The 13847-nt window shown below is 43.9% G+C and carries 6 protein-coding genes; 5 read left to right on the plus strand and 1 reads right to left on the minus strand.

Annotated elements, in window-relative coordinates; translation table 11 throughout:
- Nucleotides 1–66 precede the first annotated feature (66 nt).
- From rpoC to ACQY73_RS19955, 5 genes are all read left to right on the plus strand, one after another.
- On the plus strand, nt 67–4398 hold the full coding sequence (gene rpoC / locus ACQY73_RS19935) for a DNA-directed RNA polymerase subunit beta' (RefSeq protein ID WP_428654144.1): 4332 nt from the start codon (nt 67–69) through the stop codon (nt 4396–4398).
- Between the two features lie 139 nt (nt 4399–4537).
- The gene (locus tag ACQY73_RS19940) at nt 4538–6847 is read left to right on the plus strand and encodes a glycoside hydrolase family 20 protein (protein ID WP_428654146.1); all 2310 of its coding nucleotides are present in this window, start codon (nt 4538–4540) and stop codon (nt 6845–6847) included.
- 257 nt (nt 6848–7104) lie between these two features.
- Nucleotides 7105–9459 carry a TonB-dependent receptor gene (locus tag ACQY73_RS19945; protein WP_428654147.1) on the plus strand — a complete coding sequence of 785 codons (2355 nt, stop codon included), beginning with the start codon at nt 7105–7107 and terminating at the stop codon, nt 9457–9459.
- 38 nt (nt 9460–9497) lie between these two features.
- The gene (locus ACQY73_RS19950) at nt 9498–10418 is read left to right on the plus strand and encodes a DUF4249 domain-containing protein (protein WP_428654149.1); all 921 of its coding nucleotides are present in this window, start codon (nt 9498–9500) and stop codon (nt 10416–10418) included.
- A 139-nt stretch (nt 10419–10557) separates the two neighbouring features.
- Nucleotides 10558–12234 (plus strand): hypothetical protein, encoded by a 1677-nt coding sequence (locus ACQY73_RS19955; RefSeq protein WP_428654151.1) that lies wholly within the window; start codon nt 10558–10560, stop codon nt 12232–12234.
- Here the strand turns inward: ACQY73_RS19955 and ACQY73_RS19960 are convergent.
- Nucleotides 12228–13739 carry an ATP-binding cassette domain-containing protein gene (locus ACQY73_RS19960; protein ID WP_428654154.1) on the minus strand — a complete coding sequence of 504 codons (1512 nt, stop codon included), beginning with the start codon at nt 13737–13739 and terminating at the stop codon, nt 12228–12230. The two genes, ACQY73_RS19955 and ACQY73_RS19960, sit on opposite strands and share 7 nt — an antisense overlap.
- Nucleotides 13740–13847: the final 108 nt, after the last annotated feature.

Consider the following 13847-nt stretch of genomic DNA (forward strand, 5'->3'; position numbering starts at 1 on the left):
TCGGGAAGTTAAAAGAACTACTGTCAGAAGCTTTCAAAAATCATTTTCACAAAAACAATATCCGAAATGTCATTCAAGAAAAACAAGAAAATCAATAGTGACTTTTCAAGGATTACCATCAGTTTAGCTTCGCCGGAGTCTATTTTGGAGAGCTCATACGGCGAGGTAACCCAGCCCGAAACGATCAATTATCGGACGTACAAACCTGAAATGGGCGGACTTTTCTGCGAGCGCATCTTCGGACCGGTAAAAGACTGGGAATGTCACTGTGGTAAATATAAGCGCATTCGTTATAAGGGTATTATTTGCGACCGTTGCGGTGTTGAAGTAACGGAGAAAAAAGTACGCCGCGAACGGATGGGACACATTGAGTTGGTGGTGCCCGTAGCTCATATCTGGTATTTCCGTAGCTTACCAAACAAAATCGGTTATCTCTTGGGTCTTTCTACCAAGAAATTGGACCAAATCATTTATTACGAGCGTTATGTAGTTGTTCAAGCGGGTATCAAAGCGGAAGACGGAGTCAATAAAATGGACTTTCTGACCGAAGATGAATACTTGGATATCGTGGACAAACTGCCGCGCGAAAACCAAATGTTGCCTGACACTGATCCTAACAAATTCATCGCTAAGATGGGTGCAGACGGATTGGAAATGTTATTGTCACGCACACAATTGGACGAATTGTCTTACGAGCTGCGCCACAATGCAGCCAATGATACCTCACAACAGCGTAAAGCGGAAGCGCTGAAACGTCTGAAAGTAGTGGAAGCCCTTCGCGATGCCAATACCCGTATCGAAAACCGCCCCGAGTGGATGGTGATTCGGATGGTGCCTGTGATTCCACCGGAGTTGCGCCCATTGGTGCCGTTGGATGGCGGTCGTTTTGCGACTTCTGACTTAAATGACTTGTATCGTCGCGTGATCATCCGGAACAACCGTTTGAAACGTTTGATCGAAATCAAAGCACCTGAGGTGATTTTGCGTAACGAAAAACGGATGTTGCAAGAGGCAGTTGACTCATTGTTTGACAACAGCCGTAAAGTAAACGCCGTGCGTTCGGAAGGTAACCGCGCTTTGAAATCCCTTTCAGATATGTTGAAAGGTAAACAAGGTCGTTTCCGTCAAAACTTATTGGGTAAACGTGTTGACTATTCAGGACGTTCAGTTATCGTGGTAGGCCCTGAGCTTAAATTGCACGAGTGCGGTCTTCCTAAAGACATGGCGGCTGAGTTATTCAAACCGTTCATTATCCGTAAGTTGATCGAACGCGGTATCGTGAAAACGGTAAAATCAGCGAAGAAAATCGTTGATCGTAAAGATCCTGTGGTTTGGGATATCTTGGAAAACGTGTTGAAAGGACACCCTGTGTTGCTCAACCGTGCTCCAACACTTCACCGTTTGGGTATTCAGGCTTTCCAACCTAAATTGATCGAAGGAAAAGCGATTCAGTTGCACCCACTTGTATGTACAGCGTTCAACGCTGACTTTGACGGTGACCAGATGGCGGTACACGTACCATTGGGTCAAGAGGCTGTATTAGAGGCATCTATGTTGATGCTTTCTTCTCACAACATCCTGAACCCTGCCAACGGAGCGCCGATCACAGTACCTTCACAAGACATGGTGTTGGGCTTGTATTACGTAACCAAAGGCCGTAAGTCAACTCCTGAGATTCCAATCATTGGCGAAGGAAATGTATTTTACGGAGCGGACGAGGTGATCATTGCCATCAACGAAGGTAAGTTGTCAAAACATGCGCACATCAAATGCCGTGTAACTGTCCGTAACGAAGATGGTTCGTTGGAAAAGAAATTGATCGACACTGTAGCCGGCCGAATCCTTTTCAACCAATTTGTACCTGAATCAGTAGGATATATCAATGAGTTGTTGACAAAGAAAAAATTGCAGCAGATCATTGGTCATGTATTCAAAATTGCGGGTAACGCGCGTTGTGCTCAGTTCTTGGATGAGATCAAACACTTAGGTTTTCAGACGGCGTTCAAAGGCGGTTTGTCAATCGGTTTGGGTGATATCAAGATCCCTGACGAAAAATGGCAGCTTATTGACGGCGCTAAAATCGAAGTACAAGGTGTAATGGACAACTTCATGATGGGTCTCATCACTGAAAACGAACGTTACAACCAGATCATTGACGTTTGGACGCGTACCAACACCAAGTTGGCCAATACGCTCTTAACGCAATTGGAGAATGACCAACAAGGGTTCAACTCTGTATATATGATGATGCACTCGGGAGCGCGTGGTTCTCGGGAGCAGGTACGTCAGTTGGGTGGTATGCGTGGTCTGATGGCTAAGCCACAGAAAAACTTAGCGGGTGGCGTAGGAGAGATCATTGAAAACCCAATCCTGTCAAACTTCAAAGAAGGTCTTGACGTATTGGAGTACTTCATTTCTACCCACGGTGCTCGTAAAGGTTTGGCGGATACTGCCTTGAAAACGGCCGATGCAGGTTACCTGACGCGTCGTTTGCATGACGTAGCTCAAGACGTAGTTGTTAACGAAGAGGATTGCGGTACCTTACGTGGTATTGAAATCTCTGCTTTGAAAGACAACGAGGATATCGTAGAGCCGTTATCAGAGCGTATCTTGGGTCGTGTAACGGTACACGACGTTCTTGATCCGCTTACGGCAGAATTGATCATTGCATCAGGTTCGGAAATTACGGAAGAAATTGCCGCAAGAATTGACGAAACAAGCATTGAAACGGTTGAAATTCGTTCAGTATTAACGTGCGAAACCCGTAATGGTGTTTGCTCGAAATGTTATGGACGTAACTTGGCTTCGGGACGTATGGCTGAAAACGGTGAAGCTGTTGGGGTAATTGCCTCACAGTCAATCGGTGAGCCTGGTACGCAGTTGACGCTTCGTACATTCCACGTGGGTGGGGTGGCGCAGAACATTGCACAGGAAGCCTCGATCAAAACCAAATTTGACGGTAAAGTAGAGTTTGAAGATATGCGTACGGTTGAGTCGACCGATAACGAAGGAAATCCGGTGACGATCGTGATGGGTCGTTCGGGAGAAATTCGTATCGTAAGCGAAACCAACGGACAAGTGCTTATTGCAAACAACGTACCTTACGGGGCTACATTGTTGGTAAAAGAAGGACAAAAAGTGACCAAAGGCCAAGAACTTTGTAACTGGGATCCGTATAACGCCGTTATCTTGTCAGAATTTAACGGGGTGATCGAATACGAAGCCATCGAAGAAGGTATTACCTTCCGTGAGGAGATCGACGAACAATCAGGCTTCCAGGAGATGGTAATTATCGAAAGTCGTGACCGTACCAAAAACCCGGGTATCTTGGTGAAAGGTAAGAGTCCGCTTTTGACCGATATCGAAGAGAAGATCTATAACTTACCGGTTGGTGCCCGTCTTGTAATCAAAGATGGCGCTGTGGTAAGAACAGGTCAGGCGTTGGCAAAAATTCCGCGTACGTTGGGTAAAACCCGCGATATTACGGGAGGTTTGCCACGTGTAACGGAATTGTTCGAAGCTCGTAACCCATCTAACCCTGCGGTAGTATCTGAAATCGACGGTGTAGTTATTTACGGTATCATCAAACGTGGTAACCGTGAGATCAACATTGAATCGAAAGACGGTACCCGTAAAAAATACCTTGTGCCGTTGTCGAAACACATTCTGGTACAGGACGGTGACTACGTAAAAGCAGGCGAGCCACTTTCTGACGGAGCTATCACACCAAGTGATATTCTTTCGATCAAAGGGCCAACCGCCGTACAGGAGTACCTTGTAAACGAGATCCAGGAGGTTTACCGCCTGCAAGGGGTAAAAATCAACGATAAGCACATTGAGTGTATCGTACGCCAAATGATGCAAAAAGTTGAGATCATGGATCCGGGCGATACTAACTTCCTTGAAATGCAGGCCGTTGATAAGTGGACATTCCGCGAAGAAAACGACCGTGTACTTGATATGAAAGTAGTGGAAGATGCCGGTGATTCTGAATCCCTCAAGCCGGGTATGTTGATTTCAGCGCGCCGTTTGCGTGACGAGAACTCAACGCTCAAACGCCGTGACCAACGTTTGGTTACTGCTCGCGATGCCAAGCCTGCGGTTGCACAACCAACCTTAATGGGTATTACGCAGGCATCTTTAGGTACTGAAAGCTTTATCTCTGCGGCGTCGTTCCAGGAAACGACTAAAGTATTGAGCGAAGCTGCCGTACGTGGAAAACGCGATACATTGGAAGGCTTGAAAGAAAACGTGATCGTAGGTCACTTGATTCCTGCCGGTACAGGTGCCCGTCGTTACCAGAAACTTATCATTGGTTCGAAAGAAGAACTCGAAACAGTGACAGAGTCACGCGAGCGCAGCGGTTCACGCCGTGGCAAACGCGAATTGGCGAATTAATAGGTTTCCCTTTCAATTATATAGTAAAAAACGCCCTGACTTTAGTTGGGGCGTTTTTTTTGCTTCTGACGATAGAATACTTTTTTCCAATTCCGACCGTTTTTTAGTTCCTTTGTTTTACCAACGATTTACTATAAGCATGAAAAAACCGATTCTCTTCTTTACACTTTTTCTCTTACACGTTACACTTCTTCAAGCTCAGGAAAATACCTTTAATCTGATTCCATTTCCGGCACAGTTCAACGGCGGTGAAGGAAAATTTGAAGTAAATGCGCAAACCAAAATCATTGTTACGGCCAAAGATGTTTTATTGAAGCCCATCGCGCAAAGTTTGGCAACCACCATTAAAACATCTTCAAAACTGACATTACCCATCGCCGCAACCGCTGCTCCAACCGCCAAAAACGTTATTTACATTCGGCAGAATAAAGCACTGGGGTTAGGACCGGAAGGCTATAAACTCCTTGTAAGTGCCGATAAAGTAACGCTTGAGGCCGCCACAGCCCAAGGTGCTTTTTATGGATTACAGACCATTTTACAGCTATTGCCGGCCGCCGTATTTAGTCCCGTGCCCGTTGATAATGTTTCGTGGTCAATGCCTATGTGTCAGATTCAGGATAAGCCGCGTTTTGTGCATCGTGGTTTGATGCTTGATGTGGGGCGTTATTTTATGCCGGTTTCGTTTATCAAAAAATACATTGATTTGTTAGCAGTGCATAAGATGAATGTATTGCATTGGCATTTGACCGATGACCAAGGGTGGCGTATTGAGATAAAGAAGTACCCAAAACTGACTCAAATTGGTTCAAAACGCAAAGAATCTTTGGTGGGACAGTATTCGGAAAATTATCCGCAGAAGTTTGATGGTAAGGAAAGCGGCGGTTTTTATACACAAGCCGAGATTAAAGATGTAGTGAAATATGCACAGGCTAAATACGTAACCATTATTCCCGAAATTGAAATGCCCGGTCATGCAACAGCGGCATTGGCGGCGTATCCTGAGTTGGGTTGTGAGCCCTCCAAAAATTACGAAGTGGCCACCAAATGGGGCGTAATGAAAGATGTATTTTGTCCTAACGAGAAAACCTTTACGTTCTTACAGGATGTATTGACGGAAGTTTTTACCTTATTCCCGAGCAAATACGTTCACATTGGAGGCGACGAATGTCCTAAAGATGCGTGGAAACAGAGCGCTTTTTGCCAAGATCTGATCAAAAAACTGAACTTGAAAGACGAGCATGAGTTGCAGAGCTATTTCATCAAACGCATCGAAAAGTTTGTCAATTCTAAGGGTAAATCCATCATCGGTTGGGATGAGATTTTGGAAGGAGGCCTGGCCCCCAATGCGACCGTAATGAGTTGGCGTGGAACAAAAGGCGGAGTTGAAGCTGCCAAACAAAAGCACAACGTCATCATGACACCAACGACCTTTTATTATCTGGACTATTATCAGGCCAATCCTGCCAAAGAACCGTTGGCTATCGGTGGATATTTGCCCATTGAAAAAGTGTATGAATATGATCCCGGAGCTGAATTTTCGGCAGAAGAACAAAAGTATATTTTAGGAGTTCAGGGGAATGTTTGGACCGAATACATGCCCAACCCCGCGCAGGTAGAATACATGACATTTCCACGCGCTACTGCCATTGCAGAAGTAGCTTGGGTGCCGTCAGGCGGCAAGAATTTTGAAGATTTTGCGACACGCTTGAAAGAACATCTGAAACGCTTGGGTTACCTAAAAGTCAATTTTTCAAAGCGGATTCTGGATGTTCGAGCCGTGACGCAGTTCAACAATCAGGGGCAATTGCAGGTGCGTCTGGAAAAGTTGGATTCAGACAGTAAGATTTATTATACGACAGACGGTAAAGAACCTTCAACGAGTTCAACAGAATACGTAATGCCTATTACGCTGGATAAAATCACGACGATAAAGGCAATTACGACCGCAGGAGCAAAGTTTGAAGAGAAATTTTTCATTCACCGCGCCAAAGGAAAACCCTATACCTACGCCAATGCACCTGCCGAAGGAGTGGATACAGAGAAAAAGAAATTAACCGATGGACAAGTGGCGCAAAGCCCCGGAAACAGCGCAGAATGGGTGCGGATGTCGGGGAAAGATTTTGAGATCACGATTGATCTGGGTGAAGTAAAGCCCGTAACTAAGGTATCAGCCAATTTCTTAAAAGTGATCATGAACAATGTCTTTCCGCCAACTTCGGTAGAAATCGGCCTATCTCGCGATGGCGAAAGTTTTAAAGATGCACTTGCCCAGCCCGTTTCGTATCAATTGGAAGGTCCTTGGCAAATTTTGCCGGTAGTGGCAGATTTCAAAACGGCTCGTGCCCGTTACATACGCGTTCGTGCCAAAAATGCCGGCCCCGCTCCGGAAGGACACCCATCGGCAGGCCGACCAACAACCATTGCAATGGATGAAGTGGTCGTGGATTAATACTTCTTTTATGAAATTTTGCAAAAGCACTGCCTCAAACGGTGCTTTTGCTTTTTTTAATACCGCCATTTTTCCCTTTTACGCCGTTTTTAAGGCAGTTCATCCCAATTTTATCTTATTTTTTTAAACAAATCAGTAGGTTTGCTATGTTTCTATATAGGAAAAGTACAAACACAAGATTAAGTTTTATTTTTATATAGGGGGAATGCACCCATGAAATGTCATTTTGAAAACAATCAGTCAACCTACCATCAGCTATGAAACAATGCTTATTCTTTCTTCTATTTCTTTTTACCATTACGTGGGCATACAGTCAGGAGAAAAAGACCGTCAGCGGGTATATTAAAGATGCTTCCGACGGCGAAAGCCTGATCGGCGTATCAGTCTACGTGCGCGAAATCGGCAACGGAACCGTAACCAATGATTATGGTTATTATGCCCTAAATCTTCCGACGGGTACTTATACGTTGGTATTCAATTACATCGGCTACGAAAAAATTGAGAAAAAAATAGAACTAACGGCCGACTTAAAACTTAACATTGAGCTTAAAGACGAGAGTCTTAAACTTCAGGAAGTCGTTATTAAGACCACAAAAGAAGATGAGAATGTAAAGAATATTGAAATGTCGGTCAATAAGGTGGAAATGAAAACCATCCGACAAATGCCGGCTTTATTGGGAGAGGTAGATTTAGTACGCAGCATCCAGCTTTTGCCGGGCGTTACGAGCGTAGGAGAGGGGGCAAGTGGGTTTAACGTGCGCGGTGGAAATATTGACCAAAATCTGGTCTTGCTGGACGAAGCGCCTGTGTTTAACTCTTCGCATTTATTCGGCTTTTTCTCGGTATTTAACCCCGACGCCATTAAAGATGTAAAGTTGGTCAAAGGTGGTATTCCTGCGCAGTATGGTGGACGTATTTCTTCCATTTTGGACGTTAGATTGAAAGAAGGAAATTCCAAAAAGACTGAAATCAACGGCGGAATCGGTACCATCTTTTCGCGATTGAGTTATGAACAACCTTTTGCAAAAGGAAAAGGCTCATTTATTGTCGCAGGACGCAGATCGTACATTGATGTATTGGCAAAGCCTTTTTTAAGCGGTGACCTGAAAGGTTCGCGTTTCTATTTTTATGATCTAACAGCAAAAGCAAATTATCGCATCGACGATAAAAATACCGTCTATGCATCCGGCTATTTTGGACGGGATGTGTTTGGGGCTGATTTTGGATTTGATTGGGGCAACCAAACCGCCACGGCGCGTTGGAATCACATCTTTAATAACAAACTCTTTCTGAATGCAACGACTTTTTATTCAAATTATGCGTATGGCTTGGAATCGGATCGCAATAATACGAGCAAAACGGGTGATAAGTTCAAGTGGAACTCAAACATTCAGTCATGGAGCATTAAGCCTGATTTTACGTATTATCTTACGCCCAATAACACAATTACTTTCGGTGGACAGTATCTTCATTATAATTCCAAACCGGGTACTGCATTAGCGATTTCAAGTGGCGAGTCGCGCAATATCAGCATTGATGCGCGTTATGCAGACGAGTCGGCATTGTACATAGGAAATGACCAAAAGGTCAACAATTGGTTGGCATTTCAGTATGGTATTCGTTACTCGTATTTTCGAAATTTAGGCCCGGGGACAAGTTTTGAATTTCAGGAAATCGTCAAAGGAGAACGCAAGATTCCCATTTCGGAAAAGAAATTCGAAACCGGCGTTATCAATGAATATGGGAACTGGGAGCCGCGTTTTTCGACAAAAATAGAACTTTCTACAACCACTTCGATCAAAGCCAGTTACAACCGTACGGCGCAGTATCTGCACTTATTGTCCAATACTGCAGCAAGTTCTCCGCTTGACGTATGGACGTTGAGTTCAAAGATCATTAAACCTCAAATTGCCGATCAGGTAGCATTAGGGTGGTTTCAGAATTTTCAGGACAATATGTACGAAGCTTCGGTAGAAGTCTATTACAAAAAACTGCAAAATCAAATTGATTACGTTCGAAACTCAGATCTGTTACTGAACAAATACCTCGAAGGTGATCTGCTGTTTGGCAATGGACGCGCCTATGGCACAGAGTTTTACGTAAAGAAGAATCGTGGCAAACTGACGGGTTGGATGAGTTATACTTTAGCTCGTACCGAACGTAAAGTGGAAGGAATCAATAATAATGGTTGGTTCCCGGCTCGTTTTGACAAAACACACAATCTGTCGGTGGTAGGTTTATACCAACTCAACGAACGTTGGAGTTTTTCAACCAATTTTGCATTCAATACCGGAACGCCGGCTTCGTTTCCGACCAATCGCTTTGAGTGGGGCGGATGGGCATTGCCGCAAAACGTGAATGATTCGCGTAATGCCGCTCGCATTCCTTCCTATCACCGACTGGATTTGGGTGCTACGCTTAAATCAAAGAAGAAATTGTTTGGCAAAGGTCAGGGCGAGTGGGTTTTCAGTGTGTATAATGCCTACAATCGCCGCAATCCTTTCTCAACGTATGTGCGTCAAAATGAAGACGACAACCTCAAAACAGAGGCCGTCCGCTATTCGATCATCGGAAGCGTAATTCCCGCCGTGACCTATAATTTTAAATTTTGATCATCACACAGTTAACATTGGACAATAGAACCATTGCCATGAAAAAGATATTCACTCAATTATTCCTCTTTTCGCTTTCCCTTGTTGTTCTGACAAGTTGTGAAGACGTCGTTGATTTAGACATTAAATCAGGCAACTCGCAATTGGTTGTAGATGGTTGGGTCACTAACCAAGCCACTGAGCACACCATTCGTTTGACGGAATCTGCTCCCTATTTTGATAATACTCCTGCTAAACCCGTCTTGAATGCATCCGTAATCGTGACCGATGATAAAGGCAAGGTATTTACGTTTAAAGATGTAAAGAACAACGGCTATTATGTATGGAAGCCTACTTCTGCCAAAGATACACTCGGCAGAGTAGGAGGGACTTACACCTTAAATGTAAAGTTTGGTACAGAAGAATACACGGCAGTAAGCAAACTCAACCGGGTGCCCAAGATCGATTCCATGACGTATTTTTTTGATAAACTTCCCGTTGCGCCCTCCGACGGCTCACCAAAAGAGGGATACAAACCCGAATTTTTTGCGCGGGATTTTACCGGCGAAGGAGATTGTTATTGGATAAAATCTTACAGAAACGGTAAGTATTATAACAAAGCAAGTGATATTTCGACGGCCTATGATGCGGCATTCAGTCCCGGCGCTAACAGTGATGGTCTGATCTTTATTTTACCGATTCGGCAGTCGGTAGTACCTCAATTGGAGTTTGCGCTTGAAAAAGATACCGTCAAAGTAGAATTGCAAAGTGTATCGTTAGCAGGTTATTATTTCCTGAATCAAGTACGCATTGAATCGACCAACGGCGGACTTTTTGCTACGGCACCGTCCAATATTTTTACCAATATCAATAATATAAATCCAAACGGACGCAAAGCACTTGGATTCTTCGGCGCAGCCGGGGTGAGTACTTTTCAAACGGTGATAGACGCCAAAAAGGCAAAACCGAAGAATGGGTAAAATTATGTCGTAACATTGGTTGGTTTTGTATATTTGCCTCATGCAAAACCGGCCCCAATATGAAGGGCTGACCTTTTTCAAAACCCGGTGGATTTGCAGTAAATAAAACGCAGATCCACCGGGTTTTATACTAAAGCCTATGCCCAAAAGAATTCTCTTCTCCATTGTTGCCGGAATACCCATCGTTGTATTCTTTTTGTATTTATACCGCTTCAGTATTCCATTTGCCAACGAGGACGATCTCCCTACAATCTTTGCGTTCATCAACCGGGCTTTCCCTTTTGACGAGCAGGCATTGCGCCTTTTCTTTACCCCTTTTCGTGAGCATGTTATTTTGCCGGCCAAAATAGTTGCCTATTTGCAAGTCATTTTCAATGGTTGTGTTGATCTTAGAATGATGATTCTGTTTGGCAATTTGTGCTGGGTTCGGATAGCGTGGTTGCTGTATGTGAGTGCCAGGGAGGCCAATAGTACCCCGCTTTATTTTTTGCCCGTTCCCTTCATTCTTTTTCAGGTTCAATTTACGGAAACGGCGCTTTGGCCGATGGCCGTTTGGTCAAATATGGTTGTTATTTGGCTGTCCTTTGAATCCATTCATTTATTGATAAATACCAAAAAGAAGCTAAGTAATTGGAGTTTCACGTTGGCGTTCATCTGTGCGGCAGGAGCCACTTTTTCTAACGGAAACGGCCTTTTAAGTATCTTACTTGGGTTGGGTATTCTGATCTTACAGCGTGTTTCGATGGGTAGAATCGTCGTTTGGGCGTTGTTAGGGGCGTTATTTTTAGGAGGCTATTGGTGGACAAAATCCCTTGGTACACCGGATAACACCTATGGCCTGCAAACCAATCCTTTAAAGTGGTTGATGGGTGTTTGCCTGTTTATCGGCGGTTACGGCGATTTTATTTCAGGTAGTTTTAAAGGGCTGGCAGCGATTTTAGGTGCTTTGCTGCTTTTTGTCTTGGCAATTGTAAACATTAAGGCCATTAAACAGGCTCCCTATTGGAATTCAACAATATTCAAGCTAACGGCGTTTGCGTTGTTTGTTTTATTAACGGCTGCTGCCGTTGCCCTTCTTCGCACTGAACCTGTTGGCGTTGATTCTGCGTTGCTTGGTCGCTATCGGCACTATTCTGCCTTGATGGTTGCAATTGGGTATCTCATTTTAGTGATTTATTTACAAAATAATAGAATTGTCGTTCACCGGGTTTTTATCGGTTCATTAGCGATCAGTATAGGGGTTGGAGCATTATCGTATTACCGTGATTGGGGCTATCGCTATATGGATTATCAGAAATTTTGGGCCGATAGTTACAACATGGAGCATAATAATTTACTGTACCTGAACTGGAAATCACAAAGCGGTTTACCTGAAATTTATCAATCAACAAGTATCAAAAATAGATTATGCCAACCCGAATTGCCTTTGGTGACTGTCTCTTCTCTTCAGACAGACTCGTTAGCCCCTGTCATTCCGACTACGATTGAATGGGGAACAATTTCGGGCGAATCCGGCAGATGCATTCGGGTAGGAGTAGTAAAAACAGATACGCTTACTTTTAACCTGAATAATGGGGAGGCTTGGTTGTGGATGTTAAAAAATGACCAACACAAATACTTCATTTCGGCAACGGCCATTAAAACCGGCCCGATTCAGTTATTGACCAAACAACAGTATTTTAAGCCCGGTTTTACGGGCGAGCTTCCAACATGTTTTCTTCAAAAAGGAACGTATCAGCTCTTTTTGGTAAATGCGCGTAGAGGGCAACCTTCTCGGGTATTCCGTACAAACCATTTGATAGAAAGTGGTCAATAAGTTACTTCGCCATCCTGTAATCTCAATGTTTGTGTGACACAACTTGGAATTTCGTGAGGATAATGAGACACGTAAATAAGTGTGTGTTCGGGAGTATCACAGATGGTATCAACAACCGCTTTAAAATGCTCAACGGCAGCAAAATCCAGTCCCTGACAAGGCTCATCCAAAATCAGAAGCGGCGGATTTTTAACCAATGCTCGAGCCAAAAGCACCAAGCGTTGTTGTCCTTTGGAAATGTTTTTAAACGGTTTTTCTAATAATGTGGTCACATTCAGCCATTCAGCCACAACGTACGTACGTTCGATTTGCTCTTCGGTCAATTTTCGAAAATAAACGCCCGTGGCGTCAAAAAAACCGGAAGCGATGGTTTTGAAAACGGTGGTTTCCTGTGGAAAATATAAATGTAACTCGGGGGAAACGTGGCCTATTTTGCTCTTTACATCCCACATTGAGGCTCCGCCGCGCTTGAGATCGAAGAGGTCATAGTCATTGGCAAAGCGTTGCGGATTGTCGGCAGTAAGAAGGCTCAATAAAGTGGATTTGCCGCTGCCGTTTGGCCCAACCAACGCCCATTTCTCCCCTTTCCTGATCGTCCAATTTACATTGACCAATACTTTTTTACTGCCATACGTAACGTTGATATTTCGCAGATTAACGGCAAATTCAAAATGTTGGGAAGCTGTTGCTTTGTCACTCTGAAAGGGTCTATTTCCCTTTATTTCTAATGGGGATTTAGGGTCTGTGGTCACCGCTCCTTTGTATTTATAATCTTGCAACGGACCATCCGAAGTTTGACGTATAATCTTCCCTTCTTTTAATTCCAGAATAGTTGTAACACTTTCAGGTATTTCTACCGAAGTGGTCACAAAAATGACAGGAATCCCTTCCTGCTTTAGTTCCTTTAATGCTTCGCGTAAAACATCACGCGAGTGAACATCCAAACCGGAAAACGGATTGTCCAACAAAAGAATCTTGGGTTTTTTGAGTAACGACCGAGCCAACAACATGCGTCGGGTTTCACCATTCGAAAGGGTCACAAAAGGACGCTCCAACAAATGGTCAATGGAAAGTAATCGGGCAGTTTTTAGCAGAGTCTCTTCTGAAATATCGGATTCGGGCAATTGCACCGAATGCTCATCTACTGTGCCAACGGGCTTGAGTTGATTGGTCAGCACTTCCCTAACCGTTGGGGCAATTTCGGCTTCAAAACTATGAAAACGTTGCTGATAATATTGCGCCGCTGATTTCACAATTCGATTGAATGAATAATCGGAAGGAACTAACTCCGCAACTTTTGAAAGCAATACATCACCGTATGCATGAGCGATTTTGCCGCGCCAAATCGGCCATTTCCCCGCCAAGACTTCCAATAATGTAGATTTTCCACTACCGTTTTCCCCCACGATTGCCCACTGTTCGCCCGCTTTAATTTCTACGTTTAATTCTGAAAGTACAACCGTATCGTAGCGTCGTACAAAAGCATTTTGAAGAGAAAGAATCATAATCGGCAATAATTATTCGGCGCTAAAATTAGGGCAAATTGTTGGTTTTGTTGCCGAATAAATTCCAATGGTTTTCTAAAATAGGGTGATTCTGCCGGTAAATATCAC

It is taken from the genome of Runella sp. (assembly GCF_965279615.1).
Taxonomy (GTDB): Bacteria; Bacteroidota; Bacteroidia; order Cytophagales; family Spirosomataceae; genus Runella.

Coding starts and splice junctions, on each gene's coding strand:
- ACQY73_RS19940 (WP_428654146.1), top strand. CDS start 4,538: ATGAAAAAACCGATTCTCTTCTTTACACTTTTTCTCTTACACGTTACA.
- ACQY73_RS19950 (WP_428654149.1), top strand. CDS start 9,498: ATGAAAAAGATATTCACTCAATTATTCCTCTTTTCGCTTTCCCTTGTT.
- ACQY73_RS19945 (WP_428654147.1), top strand. CDS start 7,105: ATGAAACAATGCTTATTCTTTCTTCTATTTCTTTTTACCATTACGTGG.
- ACQY73_RS19955 (WP_428654151.1), top strand. CDS start 10,558: ATGCCCAAAAGAATTCTCTTCTCCATTGTTGCCGGAATACCCATCGTT.
- ACQY73_RS19960 (WP_428654154.1), bottom strand. CDS start 13,739: ATGATTCTTTCTCTTCAAAATGCTTTTGTACGACGCTACGATACGGTT.
- rpoC (WP_428654144.1), top strand. CDS start 67: ATGTCATTCAAGAAAAACAAGAAAATCAATAGTGACTTTTCAAGGATT.